The sequence below is a fragment of the Burkholderia sp. Bp9012 genome (assembly GCF_003853825.1).
Lineage (GTDB): Bacteria > Pseudomonadota > Gammaproteobacteria > Burkholderiales > Burkholderiaceae > Burkholderia > Burkholderia diffusa.
In genome coordinates, this window is the sequence record NZ_QTQA01000018.1 from 32,749 (window position 1) to 53,326 (window position 20,578).

The following is a 20,578-nucleotide window of genomic DNA, read 5'->3' on the forward strand; positions in this document are numbered from 1 at the left end:
CTCCTTGCTGAAGGATCAACCTCAGCACTCAGGCAGGCCGGTTTTCGGGTGTCAGGGGAAAACCGGTGACGTGGGTTCGCCGCCTTCCAGATCCGCATTCGGAAAATGTCGGGCGATCATCTGCTCGATTTCCTGCTCTCGCAATGCCGGCACGTCGGCCATGATCAGGATCTGGCCTTCCTTGATCGCTTCACGAAACCGCTCGAGTCGCGCGTTCGGCTCGGCGATGCCGATCATCCCGGCCGTCCACGCGCCGAAGCCCGCTCCCACCATCGTCAATGCGACGACGGCGCCGCCCGCGATCACGAGCTCTGCAGGGGGGTATACGAGCGCGACGAGACCGATGAGCGCGCCCGTCGCGCCGCCGAGTGCGACACCACGCTCGAGCGCATGCACGACATCGCTGCTTTGCAGCAAAGACGCTTCGGGTAACTCATCAAGCGTGACACTGTGATCGGCGAGGACGTGGATATGGCGCCAGATGATGCGCGCGCGGAGCAAGTCATCCACGACCGCCTTGGCCATCCGCGTGTCGGGTACGAGGAAATAGAGGCGCCTCATGTCGGCCCCCTTTTTCAGTCTGGAGTACGTTCTATTTTATGTCACCATCGGCAGCGTGGTACCTGTGCGCGCGTACGTGGTTACACGCGATCACGCTTCAGTGCAGTCGGTCATCGCGCGAGTGCGCTGTAGATGGGGCGAACAACACATCAGCGGAAATCTGCACGGAACCCTTTTTCTCGAACACTTCGCGCGTCGGCTCGTTGCTGCCGCCTGACCGCGAACGTTGAATGTCCGTCGCGGCCGGTACGCCGGCAACCAGGCCCGCGTGACGCCAGGGTTCACCGCCGTGCCATCCGCGTCGCGCGCCCCCGGCGCGACTTCCTCAAGCGCCTGCTGCCCCGTTTCGGCACGCGGCAGCCCGATCGCGACGCACGGGACGCCGAGCGTCGCGCGCTTCGATATGACGATGAAGGGCGCGTTTCGCTCAGCGCGGAAAGGCCCGGTCAGACCGCACCGGTGACGTGCAACGTGTGAATCTTTTCATCGGCATAGCCGAGTTCGCGCAGCACGGCATCGGTATGCTGGCCGAGCGCCGGCACCGGATTCATGCGTGGCTCATCGCTCGGTGCGAAACCGGGCGGCAATTGGGCAGGGATCTCGCCAGCAGGCGTATCAACGCGGGTCCAGCAATGTGCGCGGCGAGCTGTTCGTGCGTCCAGACGCCGTGCATGTCGTTCATTCGCGAGTTCGCGATGCCGGCTTGCTCGAGCCGTCGATCACGTCGACGGCCGTCAGCGTCGAGAACGCGCGGACGATGACGGCCGCGAGTTCGTCACGATTCGCGATGCGGCGGCTGTTCGACCCGAAGCGCTCGTCGGCCGCCAACTCGGGCATGCGGATCACGGTCTCGCAAAAGCGCATCCATTCGTGCTCGTTCTGCAGCCCGAGCATCACGGTCTTCCCGTGCCCGGCCGTGAACGGACCGTACGGAAAGATCGTCGCGTGCGATGCGCCGGCTTGCCGCGGCGGCGGCTGTCCGTCGATCTCGCAGTAGAGCGGATAGCTCATCCACTCGACCATGCTTTCGAGCATCGACACGTCGATGTGCCGGCCGCGTCCGGTGCGGCTGCGTTCGATGAGCGCGGCGAGGATGTTCGTGAACGCATACATGCCCGCCGCGATGGCGGCGGCGAGCAGCTTCTCCATGTTCGCCTGCGCGCCGCATGGCTCACGCGCGTCGAACCGGCGCGCGGCCTCGAAGCTCATTAGGCTCGCGGCCTCAACCGAAGCATGGCGCAGCAGCGTGCCCATGTTGTACACCTGGCCGTGACACGCGCCGGAATTGCCGCCCGCGCGGTTGATTTCCTCCATGATCACCGATGCCTCGGTCAGGCCGAGGCCCGAGCCGCCGTATTCCTGCGGAATCAGCGCGGCGAGCCAGCCAGCTTTCGTCAGCGTGTCGACGAACGCTTCGGGATAACCGCGTTCCGCGTCGATCTTGCGGAAATATTCGGCGGGAAACTCGCCACACAGGTCGCGAACGGCTTCGCGAATGTCCTGGTACGCGTCGGCATGATTCATGTTTCGGATCCCGTAATGTCAGGCGAGGATCGCGCTCGCGGACGTGGTCGGCGAGGCGGCCGCACACGCTGAAGGTGTTGCCGAGGAAAGTCGGCCGTGCCGCGCGATAGGCGTATTCGACGATCGTCGCGCCGGACAGCGCGCGCGTCACGAGTTCGAGCAGCAGCGTCGCGATCAGTGGGCCGTGCACGACGAGGTCCGGATAGCCTTCGACGTCGCGCACGTAGGTGCGGTCGTAGTGAATGCGATGCCCGTTGAAGGTCAGCGCGGAATAGTGGAACAGCATGACTTCATCCGGCGTGATGTCGCGCTGCCATTGCGCATCGTCGGGTGCGGCCTTCGGCGGAGGCGCGGCCGGGCCGCGATAGACGATGTCGTGTTCCTCGCGGATCGCGATTTCGCCCGCGGATTCGATCAAGTGCTCGACAGTGACGAAGCCGAGCGTGCCGCGGCAAACGATCGTCGAGCTGATCGGCGAACTGGCCGCGAGTGGCGCGTGGACGGGCATCACGTTGCGCGAGGGCGAATCCGCGCCGTCGTGACGGGCGGGATGCGCGGGACGCGCGGGCTCAGTCCGCGAGCCAGTGCGCGGACGACCAGTCGCCGCGTTCGGCTGCCGCGGATGCGGTGTGCGAAGTCCTGCCGTGTGAACGATACGCATTCACCAATGCCGCGATCGGTCTTTCGTTCGTCATGCTGATTGCGGACGGAACGATGAACATGCATGAAATGACACATTCGCCATTGCGCCCGAGCATGCCCGCGTCGATCGGCTCGCCCTCGCACCGGCGGCCGGCCGGTCGCGCGCAGACATCGCCCGTCGGCAGGTTGTACGAAGCTCGATATTGAAACTACACTGATTATCGGCCGGCGCCGAGACACGCGGCTCATCCATTCAACACGCATCACAGTACTAATTAAACGCGTGCCGACAATCGCCATAGAGGATGCTTGCCTTGTTCCTCAACATCCAGCGGGGGAAGTGGCGATGAAATTCGGGGCTGCGCGTCATCCGTCAACGGTTTGCTAGCCGAACGGCGCGCGCATGAGCACGACCGCAGGCATTCACGCGACGTCACTCGGGCTGCACGGCTCAAGCCCGGCGATGGCCGACCTGCGCCGCTATCTGGCGAAGGTCGCGCAGACCGATACGACGGTGCTCGTGACCGGTGAAACCGGCACTGGCAAGGAGCGCGTCGCCACCGCCGTCCACCGCCTCAGCACCCGGACCGACAAGCCGTTCATCGCGGTGAACTGCGCCGCGGTGCCCGACAGCCTGTTCGAGTCCGAGATGTTCGGTCACGAGCGCGGCGCCTTCACCAGCGCCCAGAACGCGTTTCCCGGCCGCTTCGTCGAGGCCGACGGCGGCACGCTGTTCCTCGACGAAGTCAGCGAGATGCCGCCCGCCGTTCAGGCCAAGCTGCTGCGCCTGCTCGAGGACCGCACGGTGACGCCGGTTGGCTCGCTGCGCCGGCGCCCGGTCGATGTCCGGATCGTGGCCGCCAGCAACGAAAGTCTGGAGGACCTGGTCGCGGAACGCCGTTTCCGCGCCGACCTGTTCTATCGGTTGAACGTCGCGCGCATCGAGATACCGCCGCTGCGGGAGCGGCCGGAGGACATCGCGTCGATCGTCGATCACTTCGTCGCCGAACATAACGAGCGGCGCGCGATGCGGGTGGGGCGGCCCGATCCGGCGCTGCTCGAGTGCATGCGGCACTACCGGTGGCCGGGCAACGTGCGTGAGCTGCGCAACCTGGTCGAGGCGTTGTTCGTCGATGCGCCGGAAGGGCGTCCGTTCGGGCTGGGCGACCTGCCGCCGGCATTCCGCCGCCTCTTCCTGCAGGACTTTTCGGCCGGTGAGCACGAGCGCGAGCGACTGGTCTCGGTACTGCGCCAGACCAACTGGAACAAGATGGAAGCGGCGCGCCAGATGAACTGGTCGCGCATGACGCTGTACCGCAAGCTGGCCAAGTACAACCTGGACGCCGGCAACACTGCCTCGGTGTGACAGCCGGGCTGTCACATGGTACAGCCCCGCAGCTTTCGCGAATCCCGCTCCGGTCGGGAAATTTCACGGCAAATCATGCGCTTGCGTCAGCGCACACGCGTTGGCCCGCTCCTTGCGAAGCAACACGGACAGACCGCCCGTCGCCATGCAAGGAGGCCGTCGTGCACGTCATCGAGCCACTCCAGGACGCCCCGCCGGAACCGGCGCAGCCGGCCGGCCCGCCACGGCCGCTGCTCGCCAGCTATGCAAACTATTTCGAGGTCGGGCACAACGCGTTCGAGTTCCTGATCGATGCCGGACAGGTCGAGCCGCAGACCGGCAACGTCCAGTTGATGAGCCGCGTCGCGGTCAGCCCGGTGCACGCCAAGCTGCTCGCGCAACTGCTGGCGAGCGCGATCGCCCAGTTCGAGGCGGCCCACCACGCAATCCCCGACATCGGCGAACCGGAAACGGATCTGGCGATTCTTCCCCCGCAGGAATTCGAGCGGCGCGCGATCGATGCGCGCAGCAAGCCGATGCTCGGCGGCCGTCGCGACGAGCCCGATCAAAACCAGAGCTGAGGACACGACATGGCAGCGCAACTCCATCCCAACCGCATGGTCCTGACCGACCGTTTCCCGATGCTGGGCTTCACGATTCGCGTCGGCCACGCGCCGTGCGTCGCGGAACTGGTGATCGCCACCGATCCCGCGCTGTTCACGCGCAAGGACGGGCGCACCTCGTCGACGTTCTACACCAGCCGCGAGGACGGCCTGCTGGCGATCCCGCGCGGCGAAGCGGTGTTCATGGTGCCGCCGGCGGTGCTGGCTCGCTTCGTGGGCGCTAGCCGCCTGTGGTTCGGTCTCGCCACCGCCGCGTCGCCCGATGCCGACGCGTGGACGATCGACGTGTTGCCGAATGCCGACAGCCCTTACGTGTCGCTGTCGGGGCTCAGCGATCGCGGGTTGCGCAGGGTCCGCATGTTTCCGACGCGCGGTGGCGCCGCCGTCAGGAGTCCGCTGTTGAGCTGGGCGGGCGACGGCACCCGGCCGGGCGCGACCGCCGTACCGGCGCCCGCCGCGCCGGGAGCCGTCTCCGCCGCGCCGCAGCCGGCCGTCGAACCCGTTGCGCCGCATCACGATGTTCACTACGACGACGGCTTCGGTCCGCTTCCGCCGCTGAATGCCGCAACGCCCGTCGCGGCGAAGCCCCCCGCAACGGCACCGGTGCCGGCCGCGCACCCGGCGTCCGTCGCCGCGCCGGCGCCCGTCTCGCAGGGGATGAGCGACGATGTCGAATTCCGCATCGCTGGCGAGCGACGCAGTTTCACCTGGCCACGGCCGCGCAAGCTATCGACCGTCGAGCGGGCCGCGCTGCGCGCGATCCTGAGCGCGAATCCGGCCACCGCGTCGCTGATGCTGCTGTTGCCGGTCGCGATGCGCAACGGCCTGTCGGTGTCGATCGGCGCGGGCGCGGGCGCCGGGATGGAATCCGGGGCCTCGGGCGCGGTCGGCGTCATCTTCGACGCCAATGGCGACGACATCGGCGTGTTCGTGTCGGGCGAGCTCGACTTCGGCTACATCGTGTCGGCGAGCCTCACCGGCCAGATCAGCCTGCTGCGCGGTCATATCGACGATTTCTCGGGCACCGGCACGACCGCCGGCGTGATGGTCGGCGAAAGCGCGGCTGGCGGCATTTCGGCGCTGTTCAACGCCCGCGGCGAATTCGTCGGCGTCACGCTGTCGGCCGGCGTCAGCGTCGGCAGCCCGGTGAGTATCTTCGTCGGTGTTTCGCGCGCCGCGGCGGGCACGATTGCCACCTCGTCGTCGCTCGCGTGGTCGCATGCCCTGAGCGACGACCCGGAGGCCTACGGCATCGATGCGCCGCCGTACAGCGACGACGATGCGGCCGCCGAGCCGCCCGCGACGGCCAGCGCGCTCGCGCTGGGCGCGCGCGAGAACAGCCTCGTCACGCGCACCGCGGCCAGCCCGAATTTCGACGAGGGGCGCGGCAGCAAGACGATCGACCGCATCATCATCCACATCGCCGACGTACCCACCGTCCAGCGGGTGGTGAATACCTTCACTAATGCCGCGTCCAAGGTGAGTTCGCATTATCTGGTCGGGCAGGAGGGCGAAGTCGTCCAGTTCGTCTCCGAGGCCGACACGGCGTGGCACTGCAAGGGCTCGAACCAGCGCAGCATCGGCATCGAACACATTGCGGTGAAGCGCGGCGGCGCCGACTACCCGCGTCGCAACGGCACCGTCCAGCATTTCGACGCGCTGGCGCCGACCCAGATCCAGTACGAAACCTCGGCCGCGCTGGTCGCGTCGCTATGCGACAAGTATCAACTGCCGATCAATCGCACGACGATCATGGGCCATCGCGAGGCCGACACCTCGACCGGCCATACCGCCTGCCCCGACGGCAACTGGGACTGGGACTACTTCATGCGGCTGGTCAACAGCCGCACCTGCCAGCCGCAAGCGGCCGGCCAGGCTCTGTGGCTCGCCGCCCGCGGCCTCGGCGACGACATTCCGCTCGATCCCGGCGTCGGCGGCCTGTCGATCGGCACCGATGCACTGGAGATCGGCGACATCATTCTCAGCACCACCGGCAATCCCGGCTCCGGCGTCATTCGTGCAGGCTCCGGCGCCGAGGTCAGCCACGCGATGCTCTACGTCGGCCAGGGCGGGCAGGTGATCGAGGCGATTCCCGGCGGGGTCCAGCTGCGCCCGCTCGCGGATGCGCTGGCCGATGCGCGCCTCGCGGTCGCGTTTCGGGTGCCGGGCCTGACCGATACGCAGCAGCGGCAGGTCGCCGATGCCGCCGCGCGCTACCTCGATCGCGGTTTCAACTACGTCGGGCTGGTCCGCTGCGGGAGCTATCTGATCGACCGCCGCGCGTGCGACCTGCTGTCGGGCGACGCGGCGGAGCGCTGTCGCCGCTTCGTCGGCCGCATCGAACTCGGAGACGGCGCCGACACCGACAACTTCTTCTGCTCGCAACTGGTCGCCCAGTCCTTCCAGGACGCAGGCAGGCCGATCGTCACCGTGCCGCCTCACTGGGTGCCGCCGGGCGATCTCGCCAGCCTGTCGACCGGCACGATGGCTCCTGGAACGCTCGCATACGTCGGCCACCTGAAGGCGCCGATCCCGAGCCGCGGCTTCTTCGGCGTGAGTCAGGCGCTGGCGGTCGCGCCGGGCGCCGCGCGCGCGCTGGGGGCCGACGACTGGACGGTCAACTGGGACGACGTGCAGATGACCCCGCAGCCCACCGACATGGGGTGCTGGGCGACGGCCGCATCGATGGTGCTCGGCTGGCGCGACAACCAAAGCGTCGATCCGGCGCTGCTGGCGCGCTGCATCAGCCTCGAGCGCCAGATGCGGGACGGCCTGGCGCCGGCCGAGGTCGCGGGGTTCGCCGGTGCGTCGACCCTCACGGTCGAGCCCAACGCGTGCTTCGCGCCCGAAGGCTTTCGGCGGCTGCTGGAGGCGAACGGGCCGATCTGGGTCGCCGAAGTCGTGCGTGCGCCGGTCAACTTCTTCCATGCGGTGGTGGTGACGGGCATGTATCGCAGCGGCGACGCGTATTTCGTGCGGATCACCGATCCGCTGGACCGCGTGGTCGGCACGCCGGGCCATCCCGGCGCGCGGACCCTGCCGCCGACCCATGCGACCGGCAGCCGCTACATCATGACCTACGAGGATTTCGTGTCCGAATACGAGGCGGCGGCCGGCATCGGCGTAATCCAGCTCATGCATTCGGGCGGCACGTTCGGCCACACGATCAATCGCGGCAGCGCGGCGGGCGCAGGCTACGCGCTCGGCATCGAGCCGCCGGCCGCGGGCGGCGAATTCGGCTTCGGCGTGACCCTGACCCGGCGTACCGAGAGCCGCGACGGGCGCAGCTACGATCTCGCGCAGCTGGCGGGGCTGGTCCAGCCCGCCAATGCGCTGGCGGGCGGCGCGGGGCAGCCGCGCATGCAGGGTCAGCGCATCACGCTCGACGACTGGCCGTACATCGACGGGCCGAGCGGCCGCACGTCGGCGCCGGTGTCGATCGACTGGGCGTGGCAGGGCGGAGCGGTCGGCGACGTGACGATTGCCGCGGACCAGGGGCAGATGCTCGACGGCTGGACCGCGTTCGTGCGCGCCGATATCGGCCGCGGTACGGGAACCCCCGAGCGGGCGAGTGTCAAGCTGCGCATCACCACCACGTTCCGGCATGCCGGCGAGGAGGATCAGGTCGGGGTGACGGAGGTGGCGCTGAACGGCGACGGCCGCTACCAGACCGTGCACGGCGCCGACGGCGCGCCGCCGCTTCCGGCAAGCGGCACGCAGCCCGCGCCGCGCGAACCGCAACCTGCCTGACCCTCGAGGGACACGCGCGATGACCCGCCTCATCCCCCCTCCGCCACCACGCGGCGCGGTAACGCCCGCGGTGGCACTTGCTCGCGACGCGTTCGGCCGCGAGATCGTCGACGGCTCCGGATCGAGCGACCCGGGCAGGCAGGACGGCGCGCTGCCGCAAGCGGCGCCGGCCGGCGGCGGGGTGTCCGGCGCTCCTGGCGCGTCGGCGCCGCCCAAGGAGAAGGCGACGGACGCCATCGGCCGGCGTGCGGCGGCGCTGGCCGATGCGATCGACTTTCCGACCTTCGTCGCGAGCCTGGTGCATGGCACGTACGATGCGATCGTCGACAGCTCGATCAAGCAAGTGGAGAGTTTCGCCGACCTGGTCGGCGCGGTGGCCAAGCCGCTGGACCAGTTCACGCAGGAGAACGTGACCGACGGACAGGCGCGCGCGTGGCTGGTCGAGCAATATCCGCACGACGTGACGCTGGTGCAGGACGGCGGCGAATACCGCCTCGCGCCGGTAGCCCGGCCAGGCAACGACGACGACACGACCCCCGCGCCCGCGTGGCTCACCGATTTCGGTGCGGCCGACGGCGCGTTCGACACCCAGACGCTCGAATCGGTGGTGCTGCCCCGCGCCCGCGAGCGCGTCGCGCAGCATCGGCTGTCGACGCTGTCGACGATGGTGCTGCTGGGCATGCAGCGGGTCGTGGTCAAGGACGGCACGATCGCGGCCAGTCTCAATTTCCAGGCCAAGGCGCGCGACCGGGCCGCCGTGCAGTATGCGACGTCGAACGACCCGTCGTCGGGACAGACGACCTGGGGCGGACGCGGAACGTCGGGCGATGTCGTCACCACGGTCTCGACCGTTGCGGTCAATGCGCAGACCGACACCGATCTCAAGGCGACACTGACCGGGAAGGTGAGCATCAATTTCGCATCGGAGACGCTGCCGCTCGACCGTTTCGTCGACGAGGCGTCGCGCAATCTGCTGGAGCGCCACAGCCGGCCCGCGGCGCGGATCGCGCCGCCGGTGGCTACGGGCGCCCAGCCCGCGGCACCGGTCGCAGCGCCCGCTTCGGTCGCGACGCATGCGCCTGCGGCGGTACCGGCAGTGCCAGCGGTGCCCGCCTCGTCCGCCGCGCCGGTGACCCCGGCGGCCCCGGCTGCACCCGTATCCGCCCGGGGAGAACCGACATGATTTCGCCGCGGCCGCTGGGCGAGACGCTGGGCGCGTTCGCCGACGTTGCCGAACAGCTGGGCGCGAGCGCGGCGCAGGGGTTGCGGGTGCGCTCGGTGGCCATGGAGCTGCCGCTCGACCTGCGCGTCGCGCGGGGCGCCGACGGCATCGAGCTGGTCGGCGACCTGCCGCAGTTCCTGACCCGCACGGCCTTCGATCCGGAGCCGGCGCGGCTCGCGATCGTCCTCGAAGCCGTGCCGGTCGACGGAGCGGGGCAATGAACAGCAACGCCAGCCTGCGCCTCGAGGATTTCATCCAGGCCGTGCAGAGCCAGCTCGACAACGCGCAGGCGGCGATGGCGATCAAGGCACGCAACCTCAACCTGCCGCTGACCTTCGCGATCAAGGACGTCAACCTCGACTTGCGTGCCCATGTCGAATTCGTCGAAAGCGAGGTCTGGATTCGCCCCGCCGGCCCGGGCGACACCGACAGCAGCACGTTCCATCTCGTCTTCACGACCATCACGCGGCCGGCGATCGAGGAGAACGCGATCGCGCTTTCCGAGGACAGCAAGGATCAGCCGCTCGACGCGCTGGGCGACGAGCTCTCGGCCGAGGACCGCAAACGGCTGGAATGGGCCGGCGTGCGCACGGTCCGGCAATTTCGGCAGGCCGAGCAGCGCGACATGGTGCATGCGATCGGTCGCGTCACCAACCTGTCCGTGGACCGGCTGCGCCGGGCGCTCGACCGGGCGTCCGCGCCGAGTGTCGAGCGGGTCGAGCCCGTGGCGCCCGCCACCGATGCGCAGCCCGATGCGTCGCCGCTGCTGCGCGTGATCGGGCGCAACCTCGTCAACGGCACGCACGCGCCGCTGGTGCGGATCGGCAATCGCCCGGTCGCGGTGCTGCAATCGACGGACGACGAGCTGCTGCTCGCGCCCGGTCGTGACCAGTGGGCCGGCGAACTCGCCGTCTCGCCGACGAGCCGGCATGCGGCCGCGCTGGCGTTCGACCTGAGCGCATTCGCGCCGCCGCCGGCGCCCGCGGCCAGGCCCATGACGCTGGCCGCCGTTCCCGGTCAGGAGGAGGCGCGGCCATGACGATCCATGCACTCGGCACGCCCTGGGCATCGCCCGGCGAGCGTCAGTTCAGCCTGCCGACCAGCCTGCTCGTCAAGCTGGCGCTCGGCGAAGCGCCCGAGCACGTGCCGTCGATCCGCGACGTGACGCGCGGCGCGCTGGCCGCCGCGCAATGCATCGACGGCGGCCCGGTCGACCGCATCGTGGTCGCGTTCGCCGGGCGCTTTCTCGCGGTGCGCCCGTTCAGCGCGGCAGCCGGGCGCTGGGTGCCCGGGCACGCGCACCTCGGATACGACGCGATCGAACAGATGACCGGCATGGCCCGCACGCTGCTGTTGCGCGTGCCGGCCGGCACGCCGATCGGCGAGCTGTGCGATTCGCTCGCCCAGCTCGCGACGGTGGAAAGCGTGACGCCCAACTACGTGGCGACGGTCCCGATGGACGCGCCCGGCCGCTTGGCGCCCGTGCCGCCGGCCGCGCGGTTTGCGCAGGATGCGCGCGCGCTGGTGCGCATGGCCGAGGCGCACGCGATCGAGCCGGGCGACAGCGGCGTCACGGTCGGTCTCATCGACAGCGGCATCGCTCGCCAGCATCCCGAATTCGCCCATGCATTTCGCGCGGGCGCCGATACGGTGCGGCTGGAGCCCGGCGATCTGTCGCCGGGCGTGCAACTGCTGAGCGGTCACGGTCATCGCGGCGATTTTCCCGAGGACCGCTTCGTCGGTCACGGCATGGGCTGCGCGGGCATCATCGCCGCGGAGGGCGTGGCGATGCCGCGCGGGCTCGGTGGCGACTGCCGCATCCTGCCGATGCGCGCGCTGGCGGCAGCCCGCTTGCCGGGCAAGGTGCATGCGATCGGGCTCGGCGCGATCGCCGACCTCGATCGCGCGCTCAAGCTCGCGGTCGACCTCGGCGCGAAGATCATCAACATGAGCTTCGGCACCGACGATGCGACGATCGCCGCCAACCGCCCGAAACCGCATGCCGACACGGTCGCGTATGCCGCCGCGCGCGGCTGCATCCTCGTTGCCGCGAGCGGCAACAACGGCAGCGTGACCCGCTACTGGCCCGCCGCCTACCCGCAGGTGATCGCGGTTGGCGCCGTGGGCGACGACGGACGGCCGACCCCGTTCTCGACGCGCGGCCCGCACGTCGCGCTGTGCGCACCGGGCGAACGGGTGCTGACGAGCGCCATCGAGGCTTATCAGCTTGCGACCGGCACCAGTTTCGCCGCGCCGTTCGTCGCGGGCGCCGCGGCGCTGCTCGTCGCCTACGCGCAGCGCCGCGCCTATCCCCTCGACGGCGCGACGGTGCGCGATCTGCTCGTTGCCACCGCGCGCCCGTTCGAGCCCGGCGCGGCCGACGGGTGCGGCGCCGGCATTCTCGACGCGGCGGCGGCGCTGCAGGGGCTGTCCGGCCGTATCGACGCGTATGAAGCGGCGGGCGACGACGGTTGCACGGGCAAGGAGGGCCGTGCCGACGACGGCTGACTTGCGCACCGGATCCCGTTCACTCCCCCGAACCGACCGGATTTCAAGGAGAAGTTAAATGTTTCATGTCAACAATCAAGTCCGCTTCCTCGACCTCGTCGACCTCGAGACCCGGGCACGCGACGGGCTGGTCGATATCGTCAACCGGCTCGAGTCGCTGAAGCGGCCGCCGGTCGCCGCCGAGCGGGAGCAGCTCGCGCTGTGCAAGGCCATCCTCGCGGTCGTCTACGACACGAAGCCGTCCGACGGCGTTCCGGAGGTGTGCGATCCGCTGTTCGTCGCCACCCGCGAACTGCTGGCCAGCAAATCGCTGGTCAACCCGCCATTGCTCTCCGAGATCAACGGCCAGCTGGTGTTCGGCACGGGCGACGTGAGCGGTGCCAATGGCGCGAACGGTGCGGACCCCGAGCCCGCGTCGATCACGCTCGTCGCGCTGGTGCTGGGCATCCTCTCGGTGGACGGAGCCACGCCGCCGCCCGTGAAAGTCGACGGCGGCAAGACCGTACCGGACGACGACAACGTGCTGATGAACACCTTCACCCGCCAGTTTTTCGCGGCGGTGGGCGAGGCCAATTCGTATGGCGCGCTGGCGCAGCGGGTGCTGGCGCTGCTGTGCATCGAGGGCGATCCCGACGGCCGCGGCGGCGAGCAGCCGGGGGTGGTTACCACCGAATTCGCGCGCGTGATGCGCGGCCTGCAGGCGCGCAAGATCCAGGCCGACGAGCCGCAGTTGCGTCGCCGCATCAACGAGGAGCTGAACACCGTCCAGAACATCGGCGGCGAGGACGCGATCGCCGATCTCGGCATCGACCTGCCGAACCTCGAGGATCTGGAGGACGCGAACATCGTCGCCGACAACGTGCGCGTGATGGGCCCGATGATCGTTGCCGCGATGTTCGACGAGCTCAAGGTGTTCCAGGTGGTCGACCGCATCGTCGAGCAGTTCCAGCACGGCACGCTGCCGATCGGTCCGGGCAATGCGGGCAAGCTGCTCTATCGCTACTGGCGCGAAACGCCGAACCGCATCTCCGAGCAGGAGCGCAAGAACTTCGCGGCCATCACGCTCGGCGTGCCGGGCGGCGATCCGAATACTGCCGGCAACCGCGAATTCAACGATTTGTGGATCCGTTTCGTGTCGTCGGTTTCGTCGTTCGTGCGCCAGACCGAAGTCGACTCGTTGCTGCGTGCGAGCGTGCCGAACCCGATCAACCACCAGCAGGTGCGCAAGGCCGCCCGCGATCTCGCCGGCAACCTGTCGTTGCATGGCTACGGCATGGCGCATTACGCCGCGCGCGAGATCCAGTCGCAGGTCAAGTTCATGATCGACCTGCTGCAAGACCCCGAGATCCGCGGCTGCTACGGCGCCAAGGACATGTGGCAGGTGATCGACCAGGTCGCGACCTACGATCTGGGCGGCGCGCGCACCAGCTCGCGCTATCGCACGCTGGCGACCTGCGGCACGATCATCACCGCGTGGCTGGCCAACAACGTCGATCGCGTCAACAAGGCGACCGGCCCGCTGCTCAGCATCGACCAGATCGCCAACCCCGACGTCTCGTCGAACCACAAGTCGACCGTCGACCCGACCGACTACGACCTGGTCAACGCGTGCGAGCTGTGGCTGGCCGATACCGCGACCACCGATACGCAGATCGAGCAGTTCTCGCAGCCGCGCGAGGCGCCGCAAATGACGTCGAAGCCCGTGCCGATCCCGGCGATGGCGCGCGAGATGCTGGACGGCGTCGGTGATATCGGCGCCGGCATCGGCCTGGGTGCGGGCGTGCCGGTGAAGGCGGGCTACGGCGTCGGCACGCATAACGGGGCGAGCTACTACTCGAACCGTCCGCACTGAACCGGCGTTGCGTGCGCTGCGCCATTCCCGAACCCTGCCGGAGCCGAGCCATGCCCATGACCACATCCCGCGAACCGGTCGTCGCCCGGGTCGAACGACGCCTGAGAAGCGCCGCGCGAAGCCTTGGCACCGCCGATCCATTCGCGCCGTCGCGCGACCTGTTCCTGCGCACGTTCGGCGACGACGCCGACGATCTGCGGTTCCGCGACAACGCCCTGATGCCGATGGCGGTACCGTTCGAGCCCAGCTTCTCGGAAAGCCAGCCGGGCAAGCTGCGCTTCACGATCGAGCCGTTGCCGCCGGAGGCGTCTGCGATCGACCGGCGCGACGAGTCGACCCGCGAAATGCGCAAGCTGATCCGGGACTTCATCGGCCGCGAAGCGCTGCACTGGTTCGACCAGGCGAGCGAGCCGTTCCGGGGCTTCGCGCGGCCGGGCGGCAACCTCGATTACGGCGCGTTCTTCGGCTCCAGCTACGACCGCGACGGGCTCTATGCGTCCAAGGTGTACTACGAGCTGCCCGGCGACGCCGGCACGATCGAGAACCTGCCCCGCGACCTGGCCGGCATCGTCCAGGCCGCGCTGCGGATGGTGCCCGGGCTCAAGCCGCTCTTTACCACGATGGCGGCCCAGCGCGATCTCGGCGGCCAGCGGCTCACGTTCGCGTGCACCCGGGCGCTGCGGCTCGCCGATCTGCAGCCGGTCATGGATGCGCTCGGCATCGGCCATCGGCTTCCCGGCATCATGCAGCTTCTGGGGCTGGTGCTCGGCGGGCGGTTCGACCTGCCGCCGCATGGTGCGCTGCTCGCGTTCGGGCTCGGGCCGGACGGGCCGGATTTCGAGCTCTACGTGCTGCTCTCGGCGATCCCCGACGTGCCGCCGGCGTTCCTCAGCCTGCTGACGATGGGGCTCGCCGAGCGTCCGCGCGGGCTGCAGGCGCTCGAGCGATGGATGGGCGCATTTACGCCGGAGGATGCGCATTGGCCGGGCCGCTTCTCGATCATCAGCCTGCGCACGGACGCGGCCTGCCCGGCACGGGTGAGTCTATACCTGCGCCCCGTCGAGTTCGAACTGCCTGTGGACGCGCCTGTCCAGGCCAACTGAATCGCTTCGTCACGCGTTTCCCGCGAGGTCGCCATGTTCCCGCAACCTGCCCGTCCCACACCGATCGCGCCACCGCCTCGAGCCGCTGCGGCCGCACCGCGCCATACGCCGCCGGTGCCGGCCGACGAAGTGCGCCACGGCGTCGCGCAGATGCTGACCCGGTCGCAGGCATACAACGCGATGCCCGACGCCGATCGCCGCGACATCGCGCGCAACACCGCGTTGATCGCCGACTATCTGGCCCGGCCGGAAGGGTTTGCCGGCAATGAAATCCCGGGCGGGCTGGGCACCGCCACGGCGCGCGCGCTCGACGACAACACCGATCATTCGGCGCACGAGCAGGATTTCAATGTCCACAACAAGGCAGTCGAGGACATCGGCAAGTCCAAGTTCACCGCGTCGGCCGCGCGCGAGGGCGCGGCGGTCGCCGGCGAGCTGCTGAACCAGGTCAAGTTTCCGACCTTCGTCGCCAGCCTGATCAGCGGCGTGTTCCAGTCGATCACGCACAGCTCGATCGAGCAGATGAAGGCCTATCAGGAAATGATCGCGCAGGTGGCGAAATCGCTCGGCCAGTTCGCCGACGAACATGTGACCGAGAACCAGGCGCGCGATCATATGGTCGGCCAGTTTCCCGACCTGTTCGAGATCGGCATGGACGACAGCGGCGATACGCCGAGCCCGCGCGTGCAGGTGCGCGACGGAGTCGACCCCGACGAGGCGTCGAAGACCGTGCGTGCCCGCCTGCAGATGGGCGACGGCGATACCTTCGACCTGTCGGACGAGGCCTCCGAGCTGGCCATCGTCAACCGCTTCAAGATGCAGCTCGCCAAGCAGCGCCAGCAGATGCTGGCGTCGATCGTGCTGATGGGCATCAACCGCATCGTCGTCACCGACGGCAAGATCTCGGCGAAGATCATCTACGACGTGCGCGCGCAGGACACGCTCACCAAGCAGCGCAGCGCCACCGCGGTCGACCTCGCCCGCGACAAGGACGGCAACGTCCAGTCGACCTACGCGGGCAAGGGCACCTACGATCGCGGCGGCAAGTACGACTCCAGCAACGACAAGGACAACGGCCGCCAGTACAGCGCCGACTACTACGCGAAGGGCGACTACGAATACGAGAACAAGCCGATCATCACCGCGTCGACTGCCGCGTCCGAAACCAGCAACGCGGCGATGCAGACCAAGATCCAGATGTCCGGCGCGGTCGACGTCAATTTCAAGAGCGACTACCTGCCGCTCGACAAGATGGCGACGCCGCAGATGATCGCCACCATCACCGGCAACGCGACGCCGGCCGATCCCAACGTGCTGCCCGGTCCGAAAACGCCGCCGGCCGCGGCCGCACCCGCTGCGACTTCAGCCCCGGCCGCAGCGGCAGCTTCGGCTCCGGCGCCGGCCAAGGGAAACTGAGCCATGCGCCCGCCCGCTTCTCCCGACGCGCTTCACCCGGTGCGGCCGCCCACGAGCGCCGCCGCGTTCGACGCGACGCGGCCCGAGGTACGCCGCCTGCTGACCGCGATTCCGTCGTTCCTCAACCTGCCCGACGACGAGCGCCGCCGCATCGCCGCGGATACGGTGCGCGTGCTCGCTTACCTGGCCGATCCGAACGGCGTGCATGCCGAGATCGCGGAGCGCGAGGCGAACGGCGAACTGCCGCCCACCGGGCTCGCGCACCCCGTCGCACCGCCGCAGCCGGCGCCGGCCGCCGCGACGCTGGCCGACGATCCCGTCACCGCGACCAAGCGCCAGCTCGCGCAGGATCCCGGCTTCGCCGGCAAGGACTTCCAGGCCGGCGCGGTGAAGCAGGGCGTCGAGCAGTTCGGCCAGATGGTGCAGAAGGTCGATTTCCCGAAGTTCGTAGGAGGGTTGATCAAGAATGTGTTCCAGGCGATCGTGGAAAGCTCGATCGAGCAGATGCGTGCGTATGGCGAGCTGATTGCCAATGTCGCCAAGACCACCGCCCAGTTCATGAGCGACAACATCAGCGAGGGCGCCGGCCGCGACTATCTCGCCGATTCGTTCCCGGACGTGCTGTCGGTGCAGGCGCAGGACGGCGCCGACGCGTTCGACGCGGACAGCGCCGGTGCGGCCGCGGCGGCGGCCCCGACGCGGCTGGTGGCGCAGGGCGACAACGCGCAGCAGCGGCTTGCCGAGATCAGCCGGAACTACAACCTCGATCCGCCGGTGACGGACTTGTCGGACGACAAATCCGAGCTGCGCCTCGTCACCGCGGCGCGCCTGCAGATGGCGAAGCAGCGCCAGCAGCTGCTGTCGTCGATGGTCATGCTCGGCATCAATCGCATCGTCGTCACCGACGGGTCGATCAACGCCAAGGTGGTATTCGACATGCGCGCGAGCGATACCGCGAAACGCACCTACACAGCGTCGATGCACGACCGCGAAAGCCAGAAATACAAGGAATCGCTCAACGCCCATTACGGCAGCTGGTATACGCCGTATTCCGCCGACGCCGCCTTCGAGGGGCAGCAGGAACACGTGGCCACCGTCGGGTCGGCGCTCGACGACACGAGCGAATCGAAGGCCGAGGTGAAAGCGAAGCTCTCGGGCGAGGTGCGCGTCAACTTCAAGAGCGACTACCTGCCGCTCGACAAGATGGCGACGCCCGAGATGATGTCGGTGATCCAGGGCAACTCGACGCCGTACAACCCCAACAAACCGGCCCCCGCCGCCGGTTTGCCCGCCGGGCAGCACTGAATCATGGCGCGCATGCTCATCGTCCCGCCGGCGGATGCCGGACTCGCGGCGGCCATCCGGTCGGGGGAGCGGCTCGTCGAGCGTGCGACCGCGCACGGCCTCGCATTCGCGCTCGACGAACTCGGCGACATCGCGATCCCCGATCCCGTTGCAGGACGCGTCGACAAGGCGCAGTTGCGGGCGCTCGCGTCGCTCTATCTGGCGGCCGACCTCGAGTCCGCGGGTGTGATCCCCGCGGTCGAGGCGCTCGCGGGCCTGTCCGCGAGCGGTGCCGTCGGCGTCGACCTCGGCGGCGCGGAGCCGCTGGTCGTCAACTGGTGGCGCCACCGCGCCGAAAAGCTGGCGGCCGGCGAACGCGCTGCGTTTTATTCGCGGTTGTTCGGGACTGCGTACGGCCCGGCCGCGGCGGATGCCGAGCGCAATGTTCCGTTCGAGGAGTGCATGCTCGCGCTTTGCGAGGCGCTCTACAAGCTCGACGAGACGCCGGGCGCCGACCCGCGCGGGGACCTCGGGCAGCAGGCGCGGGTCCGCAACGCCGCCCGCTCCCTCGCGCAGAACCTCGGCGCCGCCTGTACCGGCGTGACCGCGTTCATGGCCGGCGAAATCGTCGGTATGCTCAGGGACGCGTTCGCGATCCTCGGCCATGCCGACCTGCGTCACGGCTTCGCCGCACGCGACATCTGGGGCGTGGTCGCCGGCATCGACCGGCTCGCGCGCCAGCCGTCGCGTTCGCCCGCCGCCCATGTGCGGCGCGGCAAAGCGGGGATGACCGTGATCGCGTGGCTGGCGGACGTCGCGGACGTGCTGGGCGCCGCGTCGCCGCTGCTGAGCACGGACAATCCGGTGATCGCCTCGGCCGCCGACTGGATCGAGGCGACGCTCAGTCTTGGCGAGAAACCCGACGGCCCGGCGCGTTCCGTCCCGGACGATGGCCGCGCCGTGCCGCAGGCTTCGCGCCCGGCCGCGCCGGGAAACCCGTGGGCGGCACTCGGATCCTGACATGAAACCACGCTGCTCAGGCCGTCGCGCTACGGGCGGCGCAATCCGGGTACCGACGGCGGCGGACGCGCCGCCGCCATCCCGGCCGCATGCCACGCGGCGGAGCAGTTGAGATGGCGGCAAGCGCACATCTTGCGCGTTCGCCGGTGCCGCGGCCCGACGTTCGACACCATGTCCGCGAACTGCTGTCCGCGCAGCAGGGCTTCGGCGCGCTCGATCCGGCCATGCGCCGCGATCTTGCGTCCGGACTGGCACGGATCGGCTCGTTCGCGCTCGACCACCACGAACTCGCGGCGCGCCCCCGCACGGCACTGGCCGTTGCGCAGAACGCGGGCGCGGAGTATTCGGGCACCGCCATCGACCGGATGGCCGGCACGACCCGGGCAGTGCTCAACGCGGTGTCGTTCCCGCGCTTCGTGACCGAGCTGATCACGGGCGTCTTCAAGGCGATGAACGATTCGAACCAGCAGCAGCTGACCGCGTTCGTCGACCTGATCCGCAATGTCGCGCAGACCACCGAAGGCTTCGCGGACAGCAACGTCGGCATCGCCGGCGCGCGGCAGTGGCTGGCCGAGCATTTCCCCACCGCCTACGAGGTCACCGGCGACGACGAAGCCGCGGACGATGCCGACGAACTGGCAGGCCTGCCGCCGGACGAGCGCCGCCAGCGCCAGCAGGAACTGCAGGCCGAGCGCGATGCCGCGACGCGGCTGGCGTTGCGCCCGGGCGCGACCCCGCCCGCCGAAGCCGCGCTGCGCAGTGCGCTGGGATTGGGGCCGGGCGATGCGGTTCCGGCCTCCGATCCCGAGCGCCTGGTGCCGCTTGCCCAGCAGGTGCTGGCCCGCAACCGCCAGCAGTTGCTCGCGACGATGGTGCAGATGGGGTTGCAGCGTATCGTCATCGAGAGCGGACGGCTCAACGCCGCGATGAATTTTCATATCGACGCGAGCAGCGCCGCCGCCAACGACCGTGGCTCGCAATTCGACACGCGCAACACGGTGGGGGTGAGCGGGGGCGCCCGCTTCGGGCCGTGGGGCGCGGAGGCCAATGTGCAGAGCACGATCGGCTACGTGTCGACCGACCGAACCCAGACGACCGAGAGTTCGCACGCCGACGTCAACCTGAGCAGCGGCGTCGAACTGGTGTTTCGTACCGACTACGTACCGTTGAACCGGCTGGCGGGCGTGGGCGACATCGAACGCATCCGTGTCAACACGATCAATCCGGATGCCGAAGCGGCGCGTCTGTCCGCCGATCGCACCGCCCAGCGCAGCGCCGAACAGGCCGACATGGCCGCGCGCCGGACCTCGCTGGACGGCGGGCTGCGCGCGCCGCCGCCCGTCGGTCCTGCGGCTTCGGGTTCCGCGGCGTCGGGTTCGGCAGGAGGCGCGCACGCGAGCCAGCCGGGCTCGTCGGCCTCTTCAGCCTCGTCGCCGAATTCGGCTTCTGCTCCTGCTACCGCTCCCGCGCCGACGCCGCCGGCCGGGTCGGGCGCCGCAGCGTCCTCGTCGCCCGCGCCGCCCACGATGGCCTCACCTCGATCGCCTGCCGGCACAACGGCGGCGGGACACCGCGCAGCGTGATGAACGTGCACGCTGGCGGCCGCTGGCGACACACCGTGCCGCGCCGGATCCCGTCGATGACGACGTTCAGCCCCGCGAGCGACGTGTCGAGCACGAAGTGGCGCTGGGGGCGACTGGCAGCGCCGATCTGACGCGCCGGCATCGT

16 protein-coding genes and 3 pseudogenes are annotated in these 20,578 nt (G+C 69.2%); 15 read left to right on the forward strand and 4 right to left on the reverse strand.

Annotation, left to right across the window (positions count from 1 at the left end):
• Positions 1-51 precede the first annotated feature (51 nt).
• The 4 genes and pseudogenes from DIE11_RS23385 to DIE11_RS37035 all read right to left on the reverse strand — a co-directional run.
• Entirely contained in the window at positions 52-561 is a 510-nt protein-coding gene (locus DIE11_RS23385) for a DUF1269 domain-containing protein (RefSeq protein WP_124627389.1), read from the reverse strand.
• A gap of 446 nt (positions 562-1,007) precedes the next feature.
• A pseudogene (locus DIE11_RS23390) lies at positions 1,008-1,692 on the reverse strand (CoA transferase); the annotation flags it as partial.
• A gap of 90 nt (positions 1,693-1,782) precedes the next feature.
• A pseudogene (locus DIE11_RS23395) lies at positions 1,783-2,085 on the reverse strand (acyl-CoA dehydrogenase family protein); the annotation flags it as partial.
• Between the two features lie 46 nt (positions 2,086-2,131).
• Positions 2,132-2,533: pseudogene (locus tag DIE11_RS37035) on the reverse strand (acyl-CoA dehydrogenase); the annotation flags it as partial.
• On the opposite strand from DIE11_RS37035, the gene DIE11_RS36500 reads away from it, so the two are divergent.
• From DIE11_RS36500 to DIE11_RS37040, 15 genes are all read left to right on the forward strand, one after another.
• Positions 2,457-2,627, forward strand: a complete 171-nt coding sequence (locus tag DIE11_RS36500; protein WP_185633813.1) for a hypothetical protein — start codon at positions 2,457-2,459, stop codon at positions 2,625-2,627. The pseudogene DIE11_RS37035 and the gene DIE11_RS36500 sit on opposite strands and share 77 nt — an antisense overlap.
• A 503-nt stretch (positions 2,628-3,130) precedes the next feature.
• On the forward strand, positions 3,131-4,093 hold the full coding sequence (locus tag DIE11_RS23405) for a sigma-54-dependent Fis family transcriptional regulator (protein WP_124627391.1): 963 nt from the start codon (positions 3,131-3,133) through the stop codon (positions 4,091-4,093).
• Positions 4,094-4,254: 161 nt separating this feature from the next.
• Positions 4,255-4,653 (forward strand): DUF3467 domain-containing protein, encoded by a 399-nt coding sequence (locus tag DIE11_RS23410; RefSeq protein ID WP_124627392.1) that lies wholly within the window; start codon positions 4,255-4,257, stop codon positions 4,651-4,653.
• A gap of 9 nt (positions 4,654-4,662) precedes the next feature.
• Positions 4,663-8,445 (forward strand): N-acetylmuramoyl-L-alanine amidase, encoded by a 3,783-nt coding sequence (locus DIE11_RS23415; RefSeq protein WP_260437162.1) that lies wholly within the window; start codon positions 4,663-4,665, stop codon positions 8,443-8,445.
• A gap of 19 nt (positions 8,446-8,464) precedes the next feature.
• On the forward strand, positions 8,465-9,628 hold the full coding sequence (locus DIE11_RS23420) for a hypothetical protein (RefSeq protein ID WP_124627394.1): 1,164 nt from the start codon (positions 8,465-8,467) through the stop codon (positions 9,626-9,628).
• Positions 9,625-9,888: a hypothetical protein gene (locus DIE11_RS23425; RefSeq protein ID WP_124627395.1), complete on the forward strand. Its 264-nt coding sequence runs from the start codon at positions 9,625-9,627 to the stop codon at positions 9,886-9,888. The genes DIE11_RS23420 and DIE11_RS23425 overlap by 4 nt, the downstream gene beginning before the upstream one ends.
• Positions 9,889-9,929: 41 nt before the next feature.
• Positions 9,930-10,706, forward strand: coding sequence for a hypothetical protein (locus DIE11_RS23430; protein ID WP_226116824.1), 777 nt, complete (start codon positions 9,930-9,932; stop codon positions 10,704-10,706).
• On the forward strand, positions 10,703-12,175 hold the full coding sequence (locus DIE11_RS23435; protein ID WP_124627399.1) for a S8 family serine peptidase: 1,473 nt from the start codon (positions 10,703-10,705) through the stop codon (positions 12,173-12,175). Before DIE11_RS23430 ends, DIE11_RS23435 begins: the two co-directional genes overlap by 4 nt.
• A gap of 58 nt (positions 12,176-12,233) precedes the next feature.
• Positions 12,234-14,027, forward strand: coding sequence for a hypothetical protein (locus tag DIE11_RS23440; protein ID WP_124627401.1), 1,794 nt, complete (start codon positions 12,234-12,236; stop codon positions 14,025-14,027).
• Positions 14,028-14,038: 11 nt separating this feature from the next.
• Positions 14,039-15,130 (forward strand): hypothetical protein, encoded by a 1,092-nt coding sequence (locus DIE11_RS23445; RefSeq protein WP_260437163.1) that lies wholly within the window; start codon positions 14,039-14,041, stop codon positions 15,128-15,130.
• 33 nt (positions 15,131-15,163) lie between these two features.
• A complete protein-coding gene (locus DIE11_RS23450) occupies positions 15,164-16,546 on the forward strand; it encodes a hypothetical protein (RefSeq protein ID WP_124627403.1) in 1,383 nt (460 codons plus the stop codon).
• Between the two features lie 3 nt (positions 16,547-16,549).
• A complete protein-coding gene (locus tag DIE11_RS23455; protein WP_124627405.1) occupies positions 16,550-17,851 on the forward strand; it encodes a hypothetical protein in 1,302 nt (433 codons plus the stop codon).
• Positions 17,852-17,854: 3 nt separating this feature from the next.
• Positions 17,855-18,850: a hypothetical protein gene (locus DIE11_RS23460; RefSeq protein ID WP_124627407.1), complete on the forward strand. Its 996-nt coding sequence runs from the start codon at positions 17,855-17,857 to the stop codon at positions 18,848-18,850.
• A 113-nt stretch (positions 18,851-18,963) separates the two neighbouring features.
• Positions 18,964-20,433, forward strand: coding sequence for a hypothetical protein (locus tag DIE11_RS23465; protein WP_124627409.1), 1,470 nt, complete (start codon positions 18,964-18,966; stop codon positions 20,431-20,433).
• A complete protein-coding gene (locus DIE11_RS37040) occupies positions 20,433-20,564 on the forward strand; it encodes a hypothetical protein (protein ID WP_260437164.1) in 132 nt (43 codons plus the stop codon). The genes DIE11_RS23465 and DIE11_RS37040 overlap by 1 nt, the downstream gene beginning before the upstream one ends.
• The last annotated feature ends 14 nt before the right edge of the window (positions 20,565-20,578 follow it).